Below are 23142 nucleotides of genomic sequence, written 5' to 3' on the forward strand. Positions count from 1 at the left end.
GGTAGCGCGTGGGATACTGAGGGTTGATCTCTGATCCCTCTCAGGAAGCACCCATCCCATGGCCTCGGTCAACTCGCTTTCCGCCACGATCCAGCAGCGCGTCGCTGACGCCCTCGGTGCCGACCCGCTGCTGCGACGTAGCGACCGGGCCGACTTCCAGGCCAACGGTGTGCTGGGCCTCGCCAAGCGGAACAAGGCGAACCCGCGCGAGCTGGCCGCCGAGGTCGTGGCCGCCCTCCCGAAGGACGACGGGCTCATCGCCGACGTCGAGGTCTCCGGCCCCGGGTTCCTGAACATCACCGTCGCCGACGCCGCGATCACCCGGACGCTGGCCGCCCGGGCCGCCGACGACCGGCTCGGCGTGCCCGCCAAGGCCGACCCCGGCATCACGGTGATCGACTACGCGCAGCCGAACGTGGCCAAGGAGATGCACGTCGGCCACCTGCGGTCCTCCGTGATCGGCGACGCGCTCGTCAAGATCCTGGAGTTCGAGGGCGAGACGGTGGTCCGGCGCCACCACATCGGCGACTGGGGCACCCAGTTCGGCATGCTCATCCAGTACCTGGTCGAGCACCCGCACGAGCTGGACCACGGGGACCGCGACGGCACCGACGCCGCCGAGGAGGCCGGCGAGGCCTCCATGTCGCGCCTCAACCGGCTCTACAAGGCGTCCCGGACGGTCTTCGACTCCGACGACGACTTCAAGACCCGGTCGCGGAAGCGGGTCGTGGACCTCCAGGCGGGCGAGCCGGAGACGCTGGCGATGTGGCAGCGGTTCGTGGACGAGTCGAAGATCTACTTCAACTCGGTCTACGACAAGCTCGACATCGCGATCCGGGACGAGGACGTCGTCGGCGAGTCCGGCTACAACGACATGCTCGTGGAGACCTGCACGCTGCTGGAGAAGTCCGGTGTGGCCGTGCGCTCCAACGGCGCGCTGTGCGTCTTCTTCGACGACATCAAGGGCAAGGACGGCGAGCCCGTCCCGCTCATCGTGCAGAAGGCCGACGGCGGCTTCGGCTACGCCGCGACCGACCTGTCCGCCGTCCGGAACCGCACCGCGGACCTGCACGCGAACACGCTGCTGTACGTGGTCGACTCCCGGCAGGCCCTGCACTTCAAAATGGTCTTCGAGACGGCCAAGCGGGCCGGCTGGCTGACCGACGAGGTCAAGGCGCTCCACATCCCGTTCGGCACCCTGCTCGGCAAGGACGGCAAGCCGTACAAGACCCGGTCCGGTGAGACCTTCCGGCTGGTCGACCTGCTGGACGAGGCGGTGGAGCGCGCCGCGACCGTCATCCGGGAGAAGTCCTCGGAGCTGACGGACGAGGAGGTCGCCGACCGGGCCAGGGAGGTCGGCATCGGCGCGATCAAGTACGCCGACCTGTCCACCTCCCTCGGCCGGGACTACGTCTTCGACCTCGACCGGATGGTCTCGCTCAACGGCGACACGAGCGTGTACCTCCAGTACGCGTACGCACGTATCCAGTCGATCCTCCGGAAGGCGGGCGACGCGAAGCCGGTGGCGCACCCTGAGCTGCCGCTGGCCCCGGCCGAGCGGTCACTCGGCCTGCTGCTGGACGAGTTCGCGGAGACCCTGGCGGGTGTCTCGGAGACGTACGAGCCGCACAAGCTGGCCTCGTACCTCTACTCGCTGGCCTCGGCGTACACCACCTTCTACGACCAGTGCCCGGTCCTGAAGGCCGAGACCCCGGAGCTGCGGGAGAACCGCCTCTTCCTCTGCGACCTGACCGCCCGCACCCTGCGGCAGGGCATGGCGCTGCTCGGCATCCGCACCCCCGAGCGCCTCTGACGCGCCCCGCGTCCGCTCGACGGCGGCCCTGGTGGAAGTACCGACTCCCTCCGGGGCCGCCGTTGTCAGTGGCGGGTCATAGATTCACGGCCATGGCGACGCTTCCCAACCAGCTCCCGAAACTCGCGCAGGACCCCTCGGGCCGGTCCCTGGGACTCGGACTCCCGCCCGGCCGCCTCGTCGACGCGACGAATGAGGGCTGCTGGCACGAGCCGCTGCTCTGGCACGCGGACGGAGCCGCCGCACCGGACGCCTGGGAGCGGTTGCTCCCCGCACGCATGTCGGCGGGCCTGCATCCGCTGCTGCTGTCGATGGACGCGGCGATGCCGGCCACCCGCGAGCTCTCCCCCGGGACGATGTCGTACCCCGGCGACCACGACGCCGAGGACGTCCTGGCCGGATTCTGGGACTTCGAGGAGGACTTCGGCGCGGACGAGGCGGAACTGGTCGCCCCCTTCGGCCGGGAGTGGCCGGGGCCGGCCCCGGCAAGGGAGTCGGAGGCCGATCCGGACGTCCGGGCCGCCGAGGTCGCGGCGTCGGTGGCCGGGGCGGGTTGGTTCAAGGACCCCCGAGCGGCCCTTGTCCCCGCGCGGCGCAGCGCCGACATCCCGGCGGCCATCGGCTGGACCGGCCCGCTCAACCACGAGAACGACGTGGCCCGGCTCTGCGCCGTGCTGCGTTCCTGGGAGGACCGCTTCGGCGTGCGGGTCGTGGCCCTGTCCTTCGACGTCCTGGTGCTCTCCGTCGCCGCGCCGCCGGTGGATCAGGCCGGGGCCGAGGCGATCGCAGCGGAGCACTTCGCCTTCTGCCCGGACAACATCACCCAGGGCAGTGGTTCCCTCCGCACCTACGCGAAGTCGCTGCTCGGCGAGCGGTGCTGGACCTTCTGGTGGGACTGAGCACAAAGGCGGGGGCGCCCTCCCCCGAGTCGGAAGGGCGCCCCCGCGATGTCATCCGTCAGCGGTTGTGACCCCAGCGGTGGCCCCAGTGGTGACGGCCGTGGTGACGGTGGTGACGGTGGTGGCCCCAGCGGTCGTGGCGGTGGCCCCGGTCGCGACCCCAACGGTCGCCATAGTCATTGCCACGGTCGCCGTAGCCGTGGCCACGGTCGTGCGTCACGTGAGCTGCCGCCTTGGGCGCCACCTCGGTGGCGGCGCTGGCAGCCGTGGCACCACCCATCAGCACGGCGGCCGCGACACCCAGCGCGGCGACAAATCGGGAAGCCCGCATTGCGGTCTCCTTTCTCGGCGGCGCTTGCGCGTCCGCCCCGGTTTGGACACCACGATGCTTCCCGGCGATATGCCCCTTTCATTCGGGATCGCGAGCAAACCCACTTGATGTAACGAAATATCACCTCGATGGGAACCGGAGTACGGCGTGGCGGCGTCACGCGCGTCCGAGCGCACCCCGACATCACAAAACCGCAGGTCGCAGGCGTGGAGCCGGCTCCGTACCGCCAGGTCCGCACACCCGCCCTGCGCACAGGTGTCCCGGCCCGGCGGTCCGGCCCTGTCCGGGGCCGATGCGCCAAGGCCGTCAAAAACCACCGCTCAAGGGCCCGTTGGCCCCGCGCGGTCAGAGCCGGTTCGCGACCTCGGTCGCCCAGTACGTGAGGATCAGCTGCGCGCCGGCGCGGTGGATCGAGGTCAGGGTCTCCATGATCGCGCGGTCGCGGTCGATCCAGCCGCGCTCGGCCGCGGCCTCGACCATCGCGTACTCACCGCTGATCTGGTAAGCCGCGACGGGAACGTCCACGGTCTCGGCGAACTTGGCGAGCACGTCCAGGTAGGGCAGGGCGGGCTTGACCATCACCATGTCGGCGCCCTCGGCGAGGTCGAGGGTCAGCTCGCGCAGCGACTCGCGGAAGTTGGCGGGGTCCTGCTGGTACGTCTTGCGGTCGCCCACCAGGGACGAGCCGACGGCCTCGCGGAAGGGGCCGTAGAACGCGGAGGCGTACTTGGCGGTGTAGGCCAGCACGGAGACGTCCTGGCGGCCCGCGGCGTCCAGCGCCTCACGGACGACGCCGACCTGACCGTCCATCATGCCGCTGGGGCCGACGACATGGACGCCGGCGTCGGCTTGGACGCGGGCCATCTCGGCGTAGCGCTCCAGGGTGGCGTCGTTGTCGACCCGGCCCTCGGCGTCCAGGACGCCGCAGTGGCCGTGGTCGGTGTGCTCGTCCAGGCACAGGTCGGCCATGACCACCAGCGCGTCACCGACCTCGGAGACGACGTCGCGGATGGCGACCTGGAGGATGCCGTCCGGGTCGGTGCCGGGGGTGCCGACCGCGTCCTTCTTCTCGTCGAGCGGGACACCGAAGATCATGATCCCGCCGACGCCCGCCTCGGCGGCCTCGACGGCGGCCTTGCGGAGGGTGTCGCGGGTGTGCTGGACGACGCCGGGCATCGAGGACAGCGGCACGGGCTCGTGAATGCCTTCACGAACGAACACCGGCAGGATCAGTCCGGCCGGGTCGAGGCGGGTCTCCGCGACCATGCGGCGCATCGCCGGCGTGGTGCGCAGTCGGCGCGGACGCGCGCCGGGGAACCGACCGTAACGAGTACCGCTTCCGCTCATGACCGTGTCGCGCCTCTCCGTCGCCGTGGCTTCCGTTCACCACGGTACGCCCGCGACAGGGGTGCTCTTCCCGACCACATGTCGGGCTCCGGGCCGTACGCCCGCGGGGCGGCCGGCCGGTCGGGCCGGCCGCCTCGCGGGCGGCGCGAAGGGTGCGCCGGGTCTCAGACCCGGGCGCGGCGGCGCGAGCCGGGGCGGCGCTCGCTGGGCCTGGTGACCGGGTCGCCTGCCGCGAGGGCCGCCTCGCGGCGCCGTACTCCGAAGTCGGCCAGGGCCTGCGCCAGCGCCTGCACGGACGGCTCGGGGGCCATCACGTCCACCCGCAGCCCGTGCTCCTCCGCCGTCTTGGCGGTGGCGGGGCCGATGCAGGCGATGACGGTGACGTTGTGCGGCTTGCCGGCGATGCCGACGAGGTTGCGCACCGTGCTGGACGAGGTGAACAGCACCGCGTCGAAGCCGCCGCCCTTGATGGCCTCGCGGGTCTCCGCCGGCGGGGGCGAGGCGCGGACGGTCCGGTAGGCCGTGACGTCGTCGACCTCCCAGCCGAGCTCCACCAGGCCCGCCACGAGCGTCTCGGTGGCGATGTCGGCGCGGGGCAGGAAGACCCGGTCGATGGGGTCGAAGACGGGGTCGTAGGGCGGCCAGTCCTCCAGCAGCCCGGCCGCGGACTGCTCGCCGCTGGGCACGAGGTCCGGCTTCACGCCGAAGTCCACGAGGGCACGCGCCGTCTGCTCGCCGACCGCCGCGACCTTTATGCCGGCGAAGGCGCGGGCGTCGAGCCCGTACTCCTCGAACTTCTCGCGGACCGCCTTGACGGCGTTGACCGAGGTGAAGGCGATCCACTCGTAGCGCCCGGTAACCAGGCCCTTGACGGCGCGCTCCATCTGCTGCGGGGTGCGCGGCGGCTCGACGGCGATCGTGGGCACCTCGTGCGGCACCGCCCCGTAGGACCGCAGCTGGTCCGAGAGGGAGACCGCCTGCTCCTTGGTGCGCGGCACGAGGACCTTCCAGCCGAACAGGGCCTTGGTCTCGAACCAGGAGAGCAGGTCGCGTTGCGTGGTCGGTTCGCCGACCACGGCTATCGCCGCGATGGGGCCCTCCGGGGTGGGGAGCGCCTTGGTGGCCTTCAGCTCGGCGGCGATGGTCGCCAGCGTGGCGGTCCAGGTCCGCTGCCGGGTGGTGGTGCCGGCGACGGTGACGGTGAGCGGGGTGTCGGGCTTGCGCCCGGCGGAGACCAGCTCGGCGGCGTTGGCGGCGACGGTCTGCAGGGTCGTGGAGACCACCACCGTCGCGTCGCTCGCGCCCGCCTCGCTCCAGCAGCGGGTGGAGGCGGTGGCCGCGTCGACGAAGCGCACGTCACCGCTGAGCGGGACACCGGCGTACGCGGGCACGCCGACGGCCGCGGCGACGCCCGGAACCACCTCGAAGGGGATGCCTGCGTGGGCGCAGGCGAGCATCTCGGCGGCGGCCTGGGGGTCGAGTCCGGGGTCGCCCGCGACCGCTCGGACCACCCGCTTGCCGGTGCGCGCGGAGGCCGTGCAAAGCTTGGTCGCGGCGGCCGACGTGCTCAACTCGCCCTCGGCGACGGCCGGCTCCGCCGTGTCCACGCCTGCCCGGGCGTGCGTGCGCACGACTTCGAGCACCTGCTGGTCGGCGACCAGCAGATCGGCACGGGCCAGGGCCTCGACGGCCCGCAGGGTCAGCAGACCCGGGTCGCCGGGTCCGGCACCGAGGAAGGTGACGTGCCCGAGGACCGGAAGGGGCGGCCCGTCGGCAGTGCGGCCGGCGGTGCCGGCACTGCCTGCCGTGGCATCGGCGGCGGTCGTGGTGTTGGTCGCTGCGGCGGCGGTGGGGCTCAAAGTACGCGCTCCCCCATAAGACCGGCCGCACCCTTGGCGAGCATCTCGTCGGCGAGCTCGCGGCCCATGGCCGAAGCTTCCTCGCGAGAGACGGGGGTGGGACCAGTGATGGACATCTGCACCAGCGAGGAGCCGTCGGTGGTCCCGACGACACCGCGCAGGCGCAGCTCGGTGATGTGCCCGTCGGCACCTTCGTAGGCGGGCTCCGCCAGCGCGCCCACGGGCGCGGAGCAGCCGGCCTCCAGGGCGGCGAGCAGTGCGCGCTCGGCGGTCACGGCGGCCCGGGTGAACGGGTCGTCGAGCCCGGCGAGCACGGCGGCGAGCTCTGCGTCGGCCGCAGAGCACTCGACGGCCAGCGCCCCCTGTCCGGGGGCGGGCAGCACGACGTCGGGGGAGATCAGCTCGGTGACCTCGGACAGGCGCCCCAGCCGGCTCAGCCCGGCCGCGGCCAGGACGACACCGTCGAGGTCGCCCGAGGCAACGTATCCGATGCGCGTGTCCACGTTGCCGCGGATCGGCACGGTCTCGATGCGCACGCCGAGCGAGCGGGCCCAGGCGTTCAGCTGGGCGGCGCGGCGCGGCGAGCCGGTGCCGATCCGGGCACCGCGCGGGTCCGTGGCGAGCTGCTCGAAGGTCAGGCCGTCGCGGGCCACCAACGCGTCCCGCGAATCCTCGCGGGACGGGATCGCGGCCAGCGTCAGCCCTTCGGCGTCGCCGGTGGGCAGGTCCTTCAGGGAGTGGACGGCGAAGTCGATCTCACCGCTCAGCAGCGCGTCGCGCAGCGCGGAGACGAACACCCCGGTGCCGCCGATCTGCGCCAGGTGCTCGCGGGAGACGTCGCCGTAGGTGGTGACCTCCACCAGTTCCACGTCGCGGCCGGTGAGCCGGCGCACCTGGTCGGCGACCAGTCCCGACTGCGTCATCGCCAGCGCGCTGCGCCGGGTTCCCAGTTTCAGTGCGGTGGGCCTTGTCATGCCCGCCCTCGATTCGGTTCAGTCGTGACGGCCCCGGTCGACGCGGCCGGCGGCGGGACCACCGGTACGGCCGGGGAGTCGGCCCGGCTGACGGCGGCGACCGCCTGCGGGTCCAGGTCGAAGAGTTCGCGCAGCGCGTCAGCGTACCCGGCTCCGCCGGGTTCGCCCGCAAGCTGCTTGACCCGCACGGTGGGCGCGTGGAGGAGTTTGTCCACCACGCGGCGCACGGTCTGGGTCACCTCGGCGCGTTCGCGCTCGTCCAGACCGGGCAGCCGGCCGTCGAGGCGGGCGAGCTCGGTGGCGACCACCTCGGCGGCCATCGCGCGCAGGGCGATCACGGTCGGCGTGATGTGCGCGGCGCGCTGGGCGGCGCCGAACGCCTCGACCTCTGCGGAAACGATCTTTCGGACCTGGTCGACGTCCGCCGCCATGGGGGCGTCGGCCGCGGCCGTGCCGATGGTCTCCAGGTCGGTGAGATGCGCTCCGTCGATGGCGTGCACCAGCGGGTCGATGTCCCGCGGCAGCGCCAGGTCGAGCATGCCGATGGGCGCGGCCGGCCCGCCGGCGGCGCGCAGGGCGCGGGTCAGGGTGGCGCGGGCGACCGTGTCGGCGGTCAGCACCAGGCCGGTCGCGCCGGTGCAGGACACCACGATGTCGGCGTGCGGCAGTTCCGCGGCCAGGTCGTCCATGGGCACCGCGCGGCCGCCGACGGACTCGGCCAGCCGCTCGGCGCGCTCGTGCGTGCGGTTGACGACCACGATCTCGCCGGCCCCGGCCCGGGCCAGGGTCGCTGCGGCGAGCGAGCTCATCGAGCCCGCGCCGACGACCAGTGCGCGCTTGCCCCTGCCCCACTCGGCGAAGCCGGTGCCGCCGATGGCCTGTGCCATCTGGTCCAGGCCGAAGGTGACCAGCGACTGCCCGGCCCGGTCGATCCCGGTCTCGGAGTGGGCCCGCTTGCCGACCCGCAGCGCCTGCTGGAACAGGTCGTTCAGGGTCCGGCCGGCGGTGTGCAGCTCCTGGCCGAGGCCGAGCATGTCCTTGATCTGGGCGAGGATCTGGCCCTCGCCGACAACCATGGAGTCCAGGCCGCAGGCGACCGAGAACAGGTGGTGGACGGCCCGGTCCTCGTAGTGGACGTACAGGTGCGGGGTGAGCTCGTCCAGCCCGACGCCGCTGTGCCGGGCGAGCAGCGTGGACAGCTCGGCGACCCCGGCGTGGAACTTGTCGACGTCCGCGTACAGCTCGATGCGGTTGCAGGTCGACAGCACCGCCGCCTCACTGGCCGGCTCCGCGGCCAGCACGTCGTGCAGCAGATCGGCCTTGGTGTCCTCGGCGAGCGCGGCCCGCTCCAGGACGCCGACCGGGGCGGTGCGGTGGCTCAGCCCGACCACGAGGAGGCTCATGCCGGCATCACGGCGGGGACGTCCCCGTCAGGTCCCGGGCGGTCGCCGTCGCGGACCGCCTTGGCCGCCACCGGGGGAACCGAGAGAGCGCCCTCCAGTTCCTCGCCGGCCTTGCGCTGCTCGTGGAAGGCGAGGATCTGCAGTTCGATGGAGAGGTCGACCTTGCGGACGTCGACCCCGTCGGGGACGGTCAGCACGGTCGGGGCGAAGTTCAGGATCGAGGTGACCCCGGCGGTCACCAGGCGGTCGCAGACCTCCTGGGCGGCACCGGCGGGCGTGGTGATCACGCCGATGGACACGTGGTTGTCCCGCACGATGGACTCCAGCTCGTCCGCGTGCCGCACCGGCAGCCCCGCGATCGGCCGGCCGGTGAGCGCCGCGTCCGCGTCGATGAGCGCGGCGATGCGGAAACCGCGGGAGGCGAAGCCGCCGTAGTTGGCGAGCGCGGCACCGAGATTGCCCATACCGACGATCACGACCGGCCAGTCCTGGGTCAGGCCCAGCTCGCGGGAGATCTGGTACACGAGGTACTCGACGTCGTAGCCGACACCGCGGGTTCCGTAGGAACCGAGGTAGGAGAAGTCCTTGCGGAGCTTGGCGGAGTTCACTCCGGCCGCCGCCGCGAGTTCCTCCGACGACACCGTGGGCACCGATCGCTCGGAGAGCGCGGTCAGGGCCCGCAGGTACAGCGGGAGCCTGGCGACGGTGGCCTCGGGAATCCCTCGGCTCCGGGTCGCCGGTCGGTGAGTTCGGCCAGTTGCCACGATGCTCCTGCGGGTAGAGCTGGGCTGCGGACGGCACCCCTCGATGGGGCCGCCCCGTACACGCCAGGCTATGTCTTTGTGAACGCGTGCACAAAGATGGTGTCCGATTTGCCCTGGGGAAGTGACCGGCATCACGCGCCCCCATTACGGACAGAAGAAGCCACCTTTTGTACAGGAACGTTCCGCATCAGCGGTCGCTCCGTACCCCTGCGCTCCACCCAGGGCGTGTCCGTCCCCGCGAGCCGGGGCCACTCGACCCCGGCGGCGCGCGCCAGCTCCTGCTCCGCGTGCGCGGGCCACTGCGGCAGTTCCCGGACGTACGCGGTGAACAGCCGGGCGGTCGCCCGCGCGTCGCCGAGCGCGGTGTGCGCCGACCAGCCGGTCAGCCCGGCCGCCTCGGCGCACGCCCGCAGGCTCAGGCCCCGCGGCACGGGCTCGCGCTGCGCCGCCATCCGCATGGTGCACAGCTCCGGCACCTCGGGGAACCGGATGCCGATGCGGCCGTACTCCGCCGCCAGGAACGCCCGGTCGCAGCCCACGTTGTGCCCGACCAGCACCCGGCCGCGCAGCAGGGCGAGCAGCCCGGGGGCGATCTGGGAGAACAGCGGCGCACGGGCCGCCTCGACATGGTGGGACTCGATGCCGTGGATGTGGGTGGGGCCGACCGGGCCCTCGGGGTCCACCAGGGTCGAGAACTCGCCCTGTGCGACGAAATCGCGGTCCATCAGAACGACCGCCAGCTCGACCACGCGGTTCCGCCGCGAGCTCGAACCGGTGGCCTCGACGTCCACGACGGCATAGCCGCCGCGCGTCAGAAGCCTGCCCGGGAGCACGCCGTCACCATCCTTACGTACATACCCCCGCAGCACACAAAACGCCTTGATGGTAATCGAGCACACGCGCCCAGAGGAACACGCGCAAATCACCCACCCGTGGCCCCGGAGGCCTCAGAGGCCCAGCCCGCGGCGCAGCCGGGCCTCGTCGACACGCCAGAACGTGTGCTGTTCCCCGTCGATCAGGACGACCGGGATCTGCTCCCAGTACGCGCGGTGCAGCTCCTCGTCCTGGGTGATGTCGCGCTCCTCGAAGCGGCAGCCGGCCTCGGCGACCACCTTGCCGACGACGGCGCGGGCGTCGTCGCACAGGTGGCAGCCGGGCTTCGTGATCAGCGTGACCGTGCGGGAGGCGGGATCGACGGGATCGGCGGAAACAGCAGGACCCGCGGCGTCCTGGCGGGGGCCGCGTCCGAACAGGGGACTCATGCCGGCCATTCTGCCCCTGCCCGGCGTCAACCGACCGTGACGGGAGTAACACTTCTGTCGCTCGGAGTTCATTCACCTGCTCCATCTGAGCACCGGAAGTGCCCAACAGACTGGCTATGCTCGCCCCATGGCCGCTCTGCGATGGCTCACCCCCCGTAAGCGCTCCGCCACTGCACGCAGCGTGCTGGCGGGCGAGGCCGCGGCCGAGGCCGCCCTCGCGGCGCCCGTGGCGAAGAAGGCGGCACGGACCGCCCTTCCCGCGTTCCCGGTCGTCGGCGATCCCCACGCGGCCGCCTTCTTCGACCTGGACAACACGGTCATGCAGGGCGCCGCGATCTTCCACTTCGGGCGCGGGCTGTACAAGAGGAAGTTCTTCCGCAGCCGCGACCTGGCGCGCTTCGCGTGGCAGCAGGCCTACTTCCGCATCGCCGGGTCCGAGGACCCCGAGCACATGCAGGACGTGCGCGAGAGCGCGCTGTCGATCGTCAAGGGGCACCGCGTCGAGGAGCTCATGTCGATCGGCGAGGAGATCTACGACGAGTACATGGCGGGCAAGATCTGGCCCGGCACCCGCGCGCTCGCCCAGGCCCACCTGGACGCCGGGCAGCGGGTGTGGCTGGTCACCGCCGCGCCCGTCGAGACCGCCACGATCATCGCCCGGCGGCTCGGGCTGACCGGTGCCCTGGGCACCGTCGCCGAGCACGTCGACGGGATCTACACCGGCCGGCTGGTCGGCGAGCCGCTGCACGGTCCGGCGAAGGCCGAGGCGGTCCGGGCGCTCGCCGCGGCCGAGGGACTCGAACTGTCGCGCTGCGCCGCGTACAGCGATTCGTCGAACGACATCCCGATGCTGTCGTTGGTCGGACATCCATACGCGATCAATCCCGATACGCGACTGCGCAAACACGCGCGCGAAATGGGCTGGCGGCTGCGCGACTACCGCACCGGCCGCAAGGCCGCGAAAATCGGCATTCCGGCCGCCGCCGGGGTCGGGGCGGTCGCGGGCGGCGCCGCCGCCGCGGTGGCCCTGCAGCGCCGCCGCCGCTGAGCATCGGCCCCGGTCCGGGGCCGATGTGCGACACACCGTTGTACCCCTCTGGCGTCCCGTCAGTCGCCACATGACCACACAGCCACAACACGCTCTCCACGCGAGCATTTCACGACGCTATGTGGTCAAGTACGTTTCGGTGTTCGATAATTGATCGATCACCATTCCGCCAGAGAGTGGGCGGAACCGGCGATTTCAGCAACTCGGTGTAGCGTCGCCTGTACGAAGCGTTATTCTCCTCAAACGCAAGCCGGTTCCCACGCGTCGCTACGACGAGTGAACGGTTCCGTACTGCACGTGATGGAAGTTCTGCCTCTGGGAGTCCCGTGTACCCACACACCGGGGTTGACGCCTCTGGCCTGGCTACGCTGCGCGCACTGGTGGCTGAGCACCTGCTGCGCGTTGTCCCCGCGTACGCCGTGCCCGTGCCAGCACTCGCCGCAGCAGTGCCCGCCGGCCCCGCGCTGGCGACCTATGCGCTCGCCGACGGCCGGGCGGCGGTCGGCAGACGTGCCCGCAGCACCTCGCAGACCGCACGGTCCTCGGGCGCCTCCACGCGCCGGCCCGCGTCCGACACCGACAGCGGGCGGATGATGGACCTGGTCGAACGCGCCCAGGCCGGGGAGACCGAGGCCTTCGGGCGGCTGTACGACCACTACTCCGACACCGTGTACCGCTACATCTACTACCGCGTCGGGGGCAAGGCGACCGCCGAGGACCTCACCAGCGAGACCTTCCTGCGCGCGCTGCGCCGGATCGGCACGTTCACCTGGCAGGGCCGCGACTTCGGCGCCTGGCTGGTGACCATCGCGCGCAACTTGGTCGCCGACCACTTCAAGTCCAGCCGCTTCCGGCTGGAGGTGACCACCGGGGAGATGCTCGACGCCAACGAGGTCGAGCCCAGCCCGGAGGACTGCGTCCTGGAGTCGCTGTCCAACGAGTCGCTGCTCCGCGCGGTGCGCAAGCTCAACCCCCAGCAGCAGGAGTGCGTGACCCTGCGCTTCCTGCAGGGCCTGTCCGTCGCCGAGACGGCACGCATCATGGGGAAGAACGAAGGCGCGATCAAGACCCTGCAGTACCGGGCCGTACGGACCCTCGCCCGGCTGCTTCCCGACGACGCGCGATGAACGCCATGGATGGGACTTCATCTTGCGACTGTCTTCACGGTCCGATCATCATGAGTGCGCAACCCTGGGCGTAACCCTGGGCGTACGGCGCTCGTTGCATCACATGCGGACCCCCCACTGCCGTGCCCTGCCCGCTTCCGATCACTCGATCGGGTGGAAGGGCTCAAGGTGTGGAACCTTGCAGGCACAACGGGGAGTCGAGGTGGATGACGAGAGGAGGTGCCGCCCGTGATCGCGAACCCAACGGCGCACCGGCGGGCGAACGCCTTCGCCGACGCCCTTGAGGACGACGGCCAACAGGCGCACGCCGGCGAGCAGCACGGCGCCCACGCCGCGGACCGGCATGCGGATCCGGGTCAGGGAAGGCTTCTGGCCCTGGCGGACGCCCTGGAGGACGTTCCGCGGCCGACGCTGGACCCCGAGGCCAAGACCGTGCAACGTGCCCAGCTGATCGCGGCGATGGAAGCCGCGCTCGCCGACGGCACGCTGACGGTCCCGGAGCAACGCGACGGCGGCCGCGGCGCACACCGCGCGGGCGGCCGCGGCATGGGCAAACTGAGGCCCCGTTCCGCGTGGTCGCGCCGGCTGGCCGCCGGCGGGCTGTCGGTGGGCGTGGCGGCCGGTGCCTTCGGCGGCGTGGCCGCCGCGAGCACCGACGCGCTCCCCGGTGACACGCTGTACGGGCTCAAGCGGGGCATGGAGGACATGCGCCTCAACCTCGCCGACGACGACGCCGACCGCGGCAAGGTCTATCTCGACCTCGCCTCCACCCGGCTCCAGGAGGCCCGCCGCCTCATGGAGCGCGGGCGCGGCGGCCAACTCGACGACGAGTCGGTGGGCGAGATCCGCCGGGCGCTGTCCGGTATGCAGCAGGAGGCCACCGAGGGCCACCGGCTGCTCACCGCCGCGTATCGCAAGGACGGCTCCCTGCGGCCGATGGAGACGCTCTCCGCGTTCTCCAGCAACCACCGCAAGGGCTGGACCGAGCTGCGCGACCGGCTGCCCAACAAGCTCAGCGACGTCGGCAACAAGGTCACCTCGGTCTTCGACGCCATAGAGCAGGAAGTCGCCCCGCTGCAGAAGCTGCTGCCCCCCGCCGCCACCGCGGTCGACGGGCGGGGCGGCACCCCGGGCAGCGGCGCCCGTTCCGGCAGCGGCACGCGTGGGCCGTCCCCCTCGTCGAGCGACTCCGCGAGCGACCGCTCCGTCGAGCGCGGTACGGAGAAGGCCAGCCCGTCGGCGTCCAAGAGCTCCGACGGCGGTTTCATCGGCGGCACGGACGGACTGCTCAACCCTCCGGCGAGCAGCGGCAGCCCGTCCAGCGGCTCCGGCGAGACGGCACAGCCGTCCGTCACGCTTCCCCCGCTGCTGCCGGGCCTCCTCCCGGGTCTCGGCCTGGGCACGGAGGACGACAACGGCGAGTAGCCGGCCGGTCGGCACACGGCGAGGGCCGGTGCCCGGGAATCGTCCCGGGCACCGGCCCTCGCCATGTGCCGATCGCGGGTTGCCGCGGCAGGAGCTCAGACGAACACCGAACGCCGCTGTACCAGCAGCTTGTAGAGCGTGTGCTGAATCGTTTCCCGTACCTGGTCGGTGAGGTTGAAGACCAGCATCGGGTCCTCCGCCGCCTCCGGCGCGTAGCCGTCCGTGGCGATCGGCTCGCCGAACTGGATGGTCCACTTGGTCGGCAGCGGCACCAGCCCGAGCGGCCCGAGCCACGGGAACGTCGGTGTCATCGGGAAGTACGGGAAGCCCAGCAGCCGCGCCGCGGTCTTCGCGTTGCCGATCATCGGGTAGATCTCCTCCGCGCCCACGATGGAGCACGGCACGATCGGCACCCGGGTCTTCAGCGCGGTCGCCACGAAGCCGCCCCGCCCGAAGCGCTGCAACTTGTAGCGCTCCGAGAACGGTTTGCCGAGCCCCTTGAAGCCCTCCGGCATCACACCGACGACCTCGCCGCGCTCCAGCAGCCGCTGCGCGTCCTCGGCGCAGGCCAGGGTGTGCCCGGCCTTGCGTGCCAGTTCGTTCACCAGCGGCAGCACGAAGACCAGGTCCGCCGCGAGCAGGCGCAGATGCCGCCCCGCCGGGTGGTTGTCGTGGACGGCGACCTGCATCATCAGCCCGTCCAGCGGCAGCGTCCCGGAGTGGTTGGCCACCACCAGGGCGCCGCCCTCGGCCGGGATGTTCTCGATGCCCTTCACCTCGACCCGGAAGTACGACTCGTACAGCGGCCGCAGCAGCGACATGAGCAACTGGTCGGTGAGGTCCTCGTCGTAGCCGAAGTCGTCGACCTCGTAGTCCCCGGTGACGCGGCGGCGCAGGAAAGCCAGGCCGTGTGCCACCCGGCGCTCCCAGGGACCGCCGAGCAGCCGGTCGGCGGCCTGGCCGAGCGCGGCGACCAGCGGTCCGCCACCGGCGGCCGGCCGCGTGCCGTCGTGGGCCCCCTCCGGGGCGGGGCCGGTCGCCCCGGCGTCCGCACCGGCCTCCGGGCCGGAGGCCGCGGCGGGCGGGCCGGACTCCTCCGGTCCGGCGGCGGCCGGGTCCCCGGTGCTGTCCTCGACCGGCAGTGCGGCCAGCGCGTTCGCGCCGGAGGCCTCAACCGGCTTGCGGGCGGCCGCCCGTCCCCGCGGCCGCGACGCCCCCCTCCGCGTTCGCGTGTCCTCGTCGAACGGGATGACCTTGGCATCCGCCATGGCGCGGTTCCTCCTCGCAGGAGTGCTCACAAGCTCAGTTCTCAGGGCCGCCCGCGGGCACCAGCGCGGCGAGCCGGTCCACGGTACGGGCGAGCAGTTCGGGCGGAAGCAGCCCCGGGCCGCGACTGCGGGCGAAGTCGCTGAAGGTCTCGGCGGTGGTGTACTTCGGGGTGAAGCCGAGAGTCTCGCGCATCTGCGTCGTGTCCACCACCCTGCCATGGGTGAGCAGCCGGATCTGCTCGCGCGAGAAGTCCGTGACCCCGGCGGTGCGCAGCATCTGCCCCACCCAGGTGACCGCGGGCAGCAGCACCGGCACGGTGGGCTTGCCGAGCCGCCGGGCCGTCTGCGACAGCAGCAGCACCCCGTCGCCGGCGATGTTGAACGTCCCGCTGTTGATGGTGCCGTTGCCCTCGTCGCGCAGGGCAAGCAGCAGGACGTCCATGACATCGTCCTCGTGGACGAACTGCAGTCGCGGGTCGTACCCGAGCACGGTCGGCAGCACCGGCAGCGCGAAGTACTCCGCCAGGGGCGTGTCGGCGTGCGGGCCCAGGATGTTCGCGAAGCGCAGCACCGAGACCGCCACGTCCGGACGGCGGCGGGCGAAGCCCCGCACATAGCCCTCGACTTCCACGGCGTCCTTGGCGAAGCCGCCGGTGGGCAGCGACTTCGCGGGCATGGACTCGGTGAAGACCGCCGGGTCGCGCGGGGCCGATCCGTACACGCTCGTCGTGGACTTGACCACCAGGCGCCGCACGGTCGGGGCCTTCTGGCAGGCGCCGAGCAGCTGCATGGTGCCGATGACGTTGGTCTCCTTGACCGCCGCGCGGCTGTTGCGGCCCGGCAGCGTCCCGCTGACGTCCATGTGCACCACGGTGTCCACGGAGTGCTCGGCGAGCACCTTCGCGATCATCGGATGCCGGATGTCGGCGCGCACGAACTCGGCACCGTCCAGCTGATGCTCCGGCGGCAGCACATCGACACCGACCACCCGGTCGACATCGGGTTCACGCATGATCCGTCGTACCAGCCGGCCGCCGAGCTGGCGGGCGACCCCCGTCACGAGCACCACTTTGCCCAAGATCAGCGCCTTCCTACTTACCGCATATACGCACCGTATCGGTTCGATGTTGCGCCGTGATGACGCTCGACCGTACGAACACCGTCAGGGCGGTCAAGGAGATCCCAGGATGCCGGGCCCGTCCGGCCGCGGCCGGGCGGTACCGCTCCCCGTCACGGCTGCCCTGCCGCCCGCACCGGAAACGCCACTGCCCTCTCCCCACCGCGGACGGCGGTGGGGAGAGGGCAGTGGGAAGAGCGACGCGCAGCTCGACTACTTCTTGTTACGGCGCTGCACACGCGTCCGCTTCAGCAGCTTGCGGTGCTTCTTCTTGGCCATACGCTTGCGCCGCTTCTTGATGACAGAGCCCACGACTACCCTCGCTTCGTTTTCACTCGGTGCGGGGCGTCCGAGCCCACACGACCTACGTCGGCCAAGCCTACCCGCCCGGGGGCACCGAGCATAAACCGAGGCAGTCGTCAGGCAGTTTCCACCCCCACGTAGGACTCGCGAAGATAGTCATGGACGGCCTGCTCCGGGACGCGGAAGGACCTCCCCACCCGGATCGCCGGCAGATGACCGCTGTGCACCAACCGATACACGGTCATCTTGGACACTCGCATCACCGCGGCGACCTCTGCCACGGTCAGGAACACGACCTCGTTGAGAGGCCTCTCGCTTGAAGCCATGACACACCTGAACCTTCCGCACATGACGGGCACCGGCTTCCCCTCCGGTGACTCCCTCTCGCATGTGCGCTCCTCCCCAGATTAGGTGCGCATGATGCAAGTGGGGAAGAGGAGTAGCGATCGGTTGACTACTGTGACAGACACGCTCGATTGAGTACATAGCGCGTAAGCGGTCGGTAGTAATCGGACCGCACAGCGTCATCAAGCGGAACCACGACCGAAACCCTGCCCTCGGCCTGGGCGACGAAAACGGCGGGGTCGTCGGAGTCGGCCAGTCCCATGGCCTCAATGCCCAGCTGACCTGCCCCGCAGACCCAGCCGTGATCCCCGACGACGAGGCTCGGCAGCGGGCCGCCGCGCGTCGCCGCGCCGGCCAGGGCGACCCGAACCGGGAGCGGGGAGTGCGTGTGCACTCCGGGCGCACCCCGGGCGCCCTCACCCGGCGCATCACGGAGCACCGCGACGCCCCCTACGTAGCGCAGGTTGTGGGGGCGTAGGCCGAATTGCGTCGGCATGTCGACACGTCGACCATGCGATGGGGTGAGGACAGGACATCCCGCCGCCGACAGGGCGGCGGCCAATCCGGCGTAGAAACCCAGGAGCCGCTGCGGATGCCCGGTCCCGAGCAGGACCGGCTCCCTGTGCCGCGCCGCCTGCCGCAGACGAGCGGCGAAGGCGTCGAGACCGGCCAGCGTACGGTCCGGGTCGATCACATCCTGCCCGGAAGTGTGGCGCGGATCAGGCGAAACCCCGCATTGGTCAGCCATCAGGCCCAGCACGTCGGACGACGTCCACGTCCGCCCCGGATCCAGCCCGAGGGTCTGCCGCGGGTCCCCGGCGGCGAAGAGCCGGTAGCTGCGCAGGCTCCGCTCCCGCGTCGTCGCCACCGGCCCGGCGATCCCCACCCCCACCAGATGCGCGCGCAGCGCGCCCACACTCACCACGGGCCGATGGTGACCCGGCCCCGGGCGGGCACGCACCGGAACAAGCCCGACATCACTCCCGTGAGGTGGCCGTTCGGGCCCGCTGCCCGACAGGCTCCTCACCCGGCCGCGGTTCTTCCTACACTTCCCACAAGGGGGCAAACCGCACGCCACCGAGGGGCGGTTCACCGTGACCGACAGCTTTCCGAACGGAACCGAGTTCGACTACGTCGTCGTGGGGGCCGGGTCCGCGGGATGCGCGCTGGCCGCGCGCCTGTCCGAGAACGAGGCCGCGCGTGTGCTCCTGCTGGAGGCCGGCGGAGCCGACCACCCGCCCGGCGTGGCCCAGCCGCCGGCCTGGCCGAGTCTGCTGAACACCCCCCTGGACTGGGCGGACCGCACCACCCCGCAGACCGAGACCGGCATCACCGTGCCGTGGCCCCGCGGCCGCGGCCTCGGGGGCAGCTCGGCGATCAACGCCATGAACTTCCTGCGCGGCCACCGCACGAGCTACGACGCCTGGGCCGCCGAGGGCGCTCCCGGCTGGGGCTTCGACGACCTCCTGCCCGCCTTCAAGCGCAGCGAGAACCTCACCGGTGTCGCGGACCGCGATCCGGCGCTGCGCGGCATGGACGGTCCGCTGCGGGTCGGCCCCGCCGCCGACCCGCACCCGCTCGCCGAGGACTTCCTGCGCGCCGCGGTGCAGACCGGGCACCGCGAGGCCCGGGACCTCGCCGGGGGTCTGGAGGAGGGATTCGGCCGGGGCGACCTCAGCATCTCCGGCGGCATCCGGCAGGACGCCGCCACGGCCTACCTGCGGCCCGTCCTGCACCGGCCCGGCCTGCACGTCGTGACCGGCGCCCTCGTCCACCGGGTCACCCTCGACGGCGACCGCTGCACGGGCGTCGAGTACGCCGCCGGCACCGAACTGCGCACTGCGCGCCGCTCCCGCTCCGGAGCGGTCGTCCTGACCGCGGGAGCCGTCGGCACCCCGCAACTGCTCATGCTCTCCGGCATCGGACCGCGCACCCACCTGCGGACCCTCGCCATCCCCACCGCGGTGCACCTGCCCGGCGTCGGCTCGCACCTCCAGGACCACGTCCTGTCCGGCGTCGTCCACCGCTCGGCCCGTCCCGTACCGCCCGGCACCGGCAACCACGGCGAGGTCCAGGGGCTGATCCGCAGCGGCCCGGGGGTCCCCGGGCCCGATGTGCAGTTGCAGATGGTCGACGTCCCCCTGCGCGAGGACAGCCTGCCGGGACCCGGGCCCGGCCGGGGATGGACGATCACGGTCGCCCTCATGACACCGTTCAGCCACGGCACGATCCGCCTGGCAGGCACCGCTCCCGGCGCGCCCCCGCGCATCGACCCGCGGTACTACGCGGACATCCGCGACCTCGACGCCATGGTCCAGGGCCTGCGCGCCGCCCGGGAGATCGCCGCCGCCCCCGCGCTCGCGGACTGGAGCGACGGGGAGGTCCTGCCCGGCCCGGACGCCCTCGGCGAGAAGTCACTGCGTGCCTGCCTGTGCCGCAATCTGCGCTCCTACAACCACTACGCCGGGACCTGCCGCATGGGCACCGACGCACACGCCGTCGTCGACCCCGCCCTGCGGGTGCGCGGCGTGGACGGCCTGCGCGTGGCCGATGCCTCGGTGATGCCGCGCCTGGTCTCCGCGAACACCAACGCCACGGTCTACGCCATCGCCGAACGGGCCGCGGAGCTGCTGCGCGACACGGTTTGAGCGCCCGTGTCGGCAGAGCCCTACGGCAGCAGTCCGTGCAGCGGGAACACCGCCCGCCGGGTCGCGAGGATCGCCTGGTCCAACCGGTCCGCCGGGTCGTACCCCGCGTCGTGGAACCCCGTGAAGGACCCGTCCCGGCCGTCCGTCATCCGCAGCGGGCCGGTCTGCCGGGTCCTGCGGTACACCTCCGCACGCCACTCCTCGGGCGTCGCCGACTCCGGAGCCACCGGCCGGCCCGCGGCGATGGCCACCAGGTGCGTCCACGACCGTGGTACAACGTCCACCACTGCGTACCCGCCGCCGCCGAGCGCCACCCAGCGGCCCTCGGCATGCTCGTGCGCCAGGCCGTGCAGGGCCTCCGCCACCGCGCGCTGGGCGTCCAGGCTCACCGCCAGATGCGCCAGCGGGTCCTCGAAGTGCGTGTCGGCGCCGTGCTGGGTGACCAGCGCCTGCGGCCGGAACGCGGCGACGAGCTCCGGCACCACCGCGTGGAAGGCCCGCAGCCAGCCCGCGTCCCCGGTGCCGGCCGGCAGCGCCAGGTTCACCGCGCCGCCCTCCGCGCCCGCGCCACCGGTCTCCTCCGGCCAGCCCGTCTGCGGGAACAAGGTGCGAGGGTGCTCGTGCAGCGAGATGGTCAGCACCCGCGGGTCGTCCCAGAACACGGCCTGGACCCCGTCTCCGTGGTGCACGTCCACGTCCACGTAGACCACACGCTCGGCGCCCAGCTCCAGCAGCCGCGCGACGGCGAGCGCGGCGTCGTTGTAGACGCAGAAACCCGAGGCCGTCCCCGGCATCGCGTGGTGCAGACCGCCGGCGAAGTTCACCGCGTGCGCGGCCTCGCCGCGCCAGACCGCCTCGGCCGCGCCCACCGACTGGCCGGCGATCAGCGCCGAGGCCTCGTGCATCCCCGCGAAGGCCGGGTTGTCGTCGGTGCCGATGCCGTACGACAGCTCCGTCAGCGCCTTGGGGTCGGCCGACGCCCGCCGCACCGCGGCGACGTACTCGGCGTCGTGGACCAGCCCCAGCGTCGAGTCCCCGGCGGCCGGCGCGGAAACGACCGCCGCCGCCTTGTCCAGGTCGAATGCCCGGACCAGCCCCATGGTCAGCGCGAGCCGCACCGGATCCATCGGGTGCCCGCGACCGAAGTCATAGCCCGTTACCTGCTCGTCCCACATCAGCTGTGCGCGGCCGCTCATGGTCGCCACCGTATCGGGCGGGCTCGGCTCCGAACGAGCGGGCGTACAGCAGTGTGGCGGCCACCAGCACCATCGGCACCAGCATCGCGCCACGGTAGCTCCACGCGTCACCCAGCGCGCCCACCAGCGGCGAACCCACCAGGAAGCCCACGTAGTTGAAGATGTTGAGCCGCGCGATCGCTGTGTCCGACGCCCCCGGGAACATCCGCCCGGCCGCGGCGAAGGTCTGCGGCACGATCACGCACAGCCCGAAGCCCAGCAGCGTGAAGCCCAGCATGCCCACCCACGGCCCCGGCGCCACCGCCACGACCGCGAACCCGGCCACCGCGACGAGCGCCCCGACCCGCACGACGGCCGCGGCCCCGAAGCGCCGCACTCCGAAGTCCCCGACCGACCGGCCGAGCAGGGTCGTCACCATGTAGACGTTGTACGGGACCGTCGCCAGTTGCTCGGAGCTGCCGAGGACGTCCTGGAGGTACTTCGCGCTCCAGTTGGAGACCGTCGAGTCGCCGATGTACGCGAACGCCATCACCAGGCACAGCGGCAGCAGCATGCGCATCGCGACGGACGCGCCGGACGCGGGGGCATCGGCTCCGCCCGGCGCCGGCTTCCCCGCGGGCGCGTCGGCCGCCTGGTCGACGTACCAGCGGCTGCCCACCAGCGTCAGCGGGATCAGCACCGCCACCACCGGCCCGTACAGCACCGCGAGCGACAGGTGCCAGTGCGCGCCCGCCCAGGCCAGGGACGCACCGAGGATGCCGCCGAAGCTGTAGGCGGCGTGGAAGCCCAGCATGATGCTGCGGCCGTACGTGCGCTGGAGGCTCACGCCGAGCATGTTCATCGAGGCGTCGAGCCCGCCGACACAGATGCCGAACACCGCGAGCGACAGAGCCAGTTCCCACATCGTGTCGCCGGAACCTGCGCCCAGCAGCGCCAGGCACACCACCGGCTGCACCCAGCGCAGCACCGTGCTCGGCCGTACGCGCTTCACCAGGTGCTCGGTCGCCACGCTTCCGACACCGGCCAGGACGGGCACCGCCGCAAGGAACAGCGGCAGCAGCGCGTCACTGATGTCGTATCGATCCTGCAGGGCCGGGATGCGCGTCACCAGGAGCGCGAAGGCCACACCTTGCGAGAAGAAGCTGACGGCCAGGGAGGCCCGCCCATGACGCAATCTGCCGTCGATGCCGTCCATGAGCGAGCAGCGTAGGGCCGAACCCTACGGACGGGTAGGTCGATCACATCATCAGTTTTCCCGGCAGGCCCACCATTTCGGCGAAGAGCGTGAGCGTCCCCGCCGACCCCGCCTCCTCCAGCCGCGCCGGCGGGGTCATCGCCGTGAAGCCGTACACGTCCATCCCCGCCGCGACCGCGGCCTCCACCCCCAGCAGGCTGTCCTCCACCACCGCACACCGCTCGGGCGGTACGCCCATCGCACGTGCCGCGTGCAGGAACAGATCGGGCGCCGGCTTGCCCCGGCCCACATCCTGCGAACTGAAAATGCGCTCCTCACCGAAGTGCCCGTACAGACCGGTCTTCCGCAGCGCCACCCGGATCCGCTCATGGCTGCCCGACGACGCCACGCAGTACGGCACCCCGTCCGCGTCCAGCTTCTCCAGAACGTCCGCGACGCCCGGCACCGGCTGGAGCTCCCGGCGGAAACCCTCAAAGACCCGCGCGTAGTACGTCGCGTCGAAGTCCTCCGGCAACCGCTGCCCCGACCGCTCGGCCACCAGGTCGTGCACGCGGTGCATGGCCGAACCCATGTAGTCCCGCAACGAGTCCTCGTAGCTCGTCGGATGCCCGTGCTCGGTCAGCAGATCGGCGAGCACATGGTTCGCGATCGGCTCGCTGTCGACGAGCACCCCGTCGTTGTCGAAAATGACCAGGTCGTAGCGCACGAAGCCAACTGTAGTGGACGCAAAAAAGCCTCAACCCCCGAGCATGAGCTCGGGGGTTGAGGCTGAAGAATTGTTCGGCGGCGTCCTACTCTCCCACAGGGTCCCCCCTGCA

At 71.9% G+C, this 23142-nt stretch carries 22 protein-coding genes; 6 read left to right on the forward strand and 16 right to left on the reverse strand.

All coding sequences use genetic code 11. The features are described 5' to 3' along the window. Positions 1-58: 58 nt before the first annotated feature. Both argS and ACIP9H_RS28860 read left to right on the forward strand, forming a co-directional pair. On the forward strand, positions 59-1813 hold the full coding sequence (gene argS, locus ACIP9H_RS28855; RefSeq protein ID WP_401597512.1) for an arginine--tRNA ligase: 1755 nt from the start codon (positions 59-61) through the stop codon (positions 1811-1813). Between the two features lie 92 nt (positions 1814-1905). Continuing rightward, positions 1906-2712: a DUF4253 domain-containing protein gene (locus ACIP9H_RS28860; protein ID WP_401597513.1), complete on the forward strand. Its 807-nt coding sequence runs from the start codon at positions 1906-1908 to the stop codon at positions 2710-2712. Positions 2713-2770: 58 nt separating this feature from the next. On the opposite strand, the gene ACIP9H_RS28865 is transcribed toward ACIP9H_RS28860, so the two are convergent. The 8 genes from ACIP9H_RS28865 to ACIP9H_RS28900 all read right to left on the reverse strand — a co-directional run bounded on the left by ACIP9H_RS28865 (position 2771) and on the right by ACIP9H_RS28900 (position 10652). Beyond that, positions 2771-3043, reverse strand: a complete 273-nt coding sequence (locus ACIP9H_RS28865; protein ID WP_401597516.1) for a hypothetical protein — start codon at positions 3041-3043, stop codon at positions 2771-2773. 345 nt (positions 3044-3388) lie between these two features. Continuing rightward, positions 3389-4390: a porphobilinogen synthase gene (gene hemB, locus ACIP9H_RS28870; protein ID WP_401597519.1), complete on the reverse strand. Its 1002-nt coding sequence runs from the start codon at positions 4388-4390 to the stop codon at positions 3389-3391. 164 nt (positions 4391-4554) lie between these two features. Beyond that, positions 4555-6249, reverse strand: a complete 1695-nt coding sequence (locus ACIP9H_RS28875) for a uroporphyrinogen-III synthase (RefSeq protein ID WP_401597521.1) — start codon at positions 6247-6249, stop codon at positions 4555-4557. Continuing rightward, entirely contained in the window at positions 6246-7223 is a 978-nt protein-coding gene (gene hemC / locus ACIP9H_RS28880) for a hydroxymethylbilane synthase (protein WP_401597523.1), read from the reverse strand. Before hemC ends, ACIP9H_RS28875 begins: the two co-directional genes overlap by 4 nt. Beyond that, entirely contained in the window at positions 7220-8626 is a 1407-nt protein-coding gene (locus tag ACIP9H_RS28885) for a glutamyl-tRNA reductase (protein ID WP_401597526.1), read from the reverse strand. The genes hemC and ACIP9H_RS28885 overlap by 4 nt, the downstream gene beginning before the upstream one ends. Then, positions 8623-9390, reverse strand: coding sequence for a redox-sensing transcriptional repressor Rex (locus tag ACIP9H_RS28890; protein ID WP_401597528.1), 768 nt, complete (start codon positions 9388-9390; stop codon positions 8623-8625). The genes ACIP9H_RS28885 and ACIP9H_RS28890 overlap by 4 nt, the downstream gene beginning before the upstream one ends. A 131-nt stretch (positions 9391-9521) precedes the next feature. Beyond that, positions 9522-10223: an exonuclease domain-containing protein gene (locus tag ACIP9H_RS28895; RefSeq protein ID WP_401597531.1), complete on the reverse strand. Its 702-nt coding sequence runs from the start codon at positions 10221-10223 to the stop codon at positions 9522-9524. 114 nt (positions 10224-10337) lie between these two features. Beyond that, the gene (locus ACIP9H_RS28900; RefSeq protein ID WP_401597533.1) at positions 10338-10652 is read right to left on the reverse strand and encodes a glutaredoxin family protein; all 315 of its coding nucleotides are present in this window, start codon (positions 10650-10652) and stop codon (positions 10338-10340) included. A 127-nt stretch (positions 10653-10779) separates the two neighbouring features. Between ACIP9H_RS28900 and ACIP9H_RS28905 the strand changes: the two genes are divergently transcribed. From ACIP9H_RS28905 to ACIP9H_RS28915, 3 genes are all read left to right on the forward strand, one after another. Continuing rightward, positions 10780-11700 (forward strand): HAD family hydrolase, encoded by a 921-nt coding sequence (locus tag ACIP9H_RS28905; protein WP_401597535.1) that lies wholly within the window; start codon positions 10780-10782, stop codon positions 11698-11700. 326 nt (positions 11701-12026) lie between these two features. Next, a complete protein-coding gene (locus ACIP9H_RS28910) occupies positions 12027-12827 on the forward strand; it encodes an ECF subfamily RNA polymerase sigma factor, BldN family (protein WP_360915604.1) in 801 nt (266 codons plus the stop codon). Positions 12828-13055: 228 nt separating this feature from the next. Continuing rightward, positions 13056-14252 carry a DUF5667 domain-containing protein gene (locus ACIP9H_RS28915; protein WP_401597537.1) on the forward strand — a complete coding sequence of 399 codons (1197 nt, stop codon included), beginning with the start codon at positions 13056-13058 and terminating at the stop codon, positions 14250-14252. A 95-nt stretch (positions 14253-14347) separates the two neighbouring features. On the opposite strand, the gene ACIP9H_RS28920 is transcribed toward ACIP9H_RS28915, so the two are convergent. From ACIP9H_RS28920 to ACIP9H_RS28940, 5 genes are all read right to left on the reverse strand, one after another. Next, a complete protein-coding gene (locus ACIP9H_RS28920) occupies positions 14348-15520 on the reverse strand; it encodes a 1-acyl-sn-glycerol-3-phosphate acyltransferase (RefSeq protein WP_401597540.1) in 1173 nt (390 codons plus the stop codon). 34 nt (positions 15521-15554) lie between these two features. Then, positions 15555-16598, reverse strand: coding sequence for an NAD-dependent epimerase/dehydratase family protein (locus tag ACIP9H_RS28925; protein ID WP_401597543.1), 1044 nt, complete (start codon positions 16596-16598; stop codon positions 15555-15557). A 252-nt stretch (positions 16599-16850) separates the two neighbouring features. Next, positions 16851-16949 carry a 30S ribosomal protein bS22 gene (locus ACIP9H_RS28930; protein ID WP_003948845.1) on the reverse strand — a complete coding sequence of 33 codons (99 nt, stop codon included), beginning with the start codon at positions 16947-16949 and terminating at the stop codon, positions 16851-16853. 107 nt (positions 16950-17056) lie between these two features. Next, positions 17057-17266: a helix-turn-helix domain-containing protein gene (locus ACIP9H_RS28935; RefSeq protein WP_319665659.1), complete on the reverse strand. Its 210-nt coding sequence runs from the start codon at positions 17264-17266 to the stop codon at positions 17057-17059. A gap of 128 nt (positions 17267-17394) precedes the next feature. Continuing rightward, entirely contained in the window at positions 17395-18210 is an 816-nt protein-coding gene (locus tag ACIP9H_RS28940) for a phosphatase (RefSeq protein WP_401597546.1), read from the reverse strand. A 169-nt stretch (positions 18211-18379) separates the two neighbouring features. Between ACIP9H_RS28940 and ACIP9H_RS28945 the strand changes: the two genes are divergently transcribed. Continuing rightward, positions 18380-19933, forward strand: a complete 1554-nt coding sequence (locus tag ACIP9H_RS28945; protein ID WP_401597549.1) for a GMC family oxidoreductase — start codon at positions 18380-18382, stop codon at positions 19931-19933. Between the two features lie 20 nt (positions 19934-19953). On the opposite strand, the gene ACIP9H_RS28950 is transcribed toward ACIP9H_RS28945, so the two are convergent. From ACIP9H_RS28950 to ACIP9H_RS28960, 3 genes are read right to left on the reverse strand one after another with little or no spacing between them, the layout of a single operon-like run. Next, positions 19954-21129: an acetoin utilization protein AcuC gene (locus ACIP9H_RS28950; RefSeq protein ID WP_401597551.1), complete on the reverse strand. Its 1176-nt coding sequence runs from the start codon at positions 21127-21129 to the stop codon at positions 19954-19956. After that, entirely contained in the window at positions 21080-22324 is a 1245-nt protein-coding gene (locus ACIP9H_RS28955) for an MFS transporter (protein ID WP_401597554.1), read from the reverse strand. Before ACIP9H_RS28955 ends, ACIP9H_RS28950 begins: the two co-directional genes overlap by 50 nt. Before the next feature lie 43 nt (positions 22325-22367). Further along, on the reverse strand, positions 22368-23030 hold the full coding sequence (locus tag ACIP9H_RS28960) for an HAD family hydrolase (RefSeq protein WP_401597557.1): 663 nt from the start codon (positions 23028-23030) through the stop codon (positions 22368-22370). Positions 23031-23142 lie beyond the last annotated feature (112 nt).

Source organism: Streptomyces sp. NPDC088732 (assembly GCF_044751205.1).
In the GTDB taxonomy this organism is placed as follows: domain Bacteria; phylum Actinomycetota; class Actinomycetes; order Streptomycetales; family Streptomycetaceae; genus Actinacidiphila.

Bases quoted from the DNA above. Each gene is read 5' to 3' on its own strand.
- ACIP9H_RS28860 (WP_401597513.1), top strand. From the start codon at position 1,906: ATGGCGACGCTTCCCAACCAGCTCCCGAAACTCGCGCAGGACCCCTCG.
- ACIP9H_RS28905 (WP_401597535.1), top strand. From the start codon at position 10,780: ATGGCCGCTCTGCGATGGCTCACCCCCCGTAAGCGCTCCGCCACTGCA.
- ACIP9H_RS28885 (WP_401597526.1), bottom strand. From the start codon at position 8,626: ATGAGCCTCCTCGTGGTCGGGCTGAGCCACCGCACCGCCCCGGTCGGC.
- argS (WP_401597512.1), top strand. From the start codon at position 59: ATGGCCTCGGTCAACTCGCTTTCCGCCACGATCCAGCAGCGCGTCGCT.
- ACIP9H_RS28935 (WP_319665659.1), bottom strand. From the start codon at position 17,266: ATGGCTTCAAGCGAGAGGCCTCTCAACGAGGTCGTGTTCCTGACCGTG.
- ACIP9H_RS28865 (WP_401597516.1), bottom strand. From the start codon at position 3,043: ATGCGGGCTTCCCGATTTGTCGCCGCGCTGGGTGTCGCGGCCGCCGTG.
- hemB (WP_401597519.1), bottom strand. From the start codon at position 4,390: ATGAGCGGAAGCGGTACTCGTTACGGTCGGTTCCCCGGCGCGCGTCCG.
- ACIP9H_RS28920 (WP_401597540.1), bottom strand. From the start codon at position 15,520: ATGGCGGATGCCAAGGTCATCCCGTTCGACGAGGACACGCGAACGCGG.
- ACIP9H_RS28950 (WP_401597551.1), bottom strand. From the start codon at position 21,129: ATGAGCGGCCGCGCACAGCTGATGTGGGACGAGCAGGTAACGGGCTAT.
- ACIP9H_RS28955 (WP_401597554.1), bottom strand. From the start codon at position 22,324: ATGGACGGCATCGACGGCAGATTGCGTCATGGGCGGGCCTCCCTGGCC.
- ACIP9H_RS28900 (WP_401597533.1), bottom strand. From the start codon at position 10,652: ATGAGTCCCCTGTTCGGACGCGGCCCCCGCCAGGACGCCGCGGGTCCT.
- hemC (WP_401597523.1), bottom strand. From the start codon at position 7,223: ATGACAAGGCCCACCGCACTGAAACTGGGAACCCGGCGCAGCGCGCTG.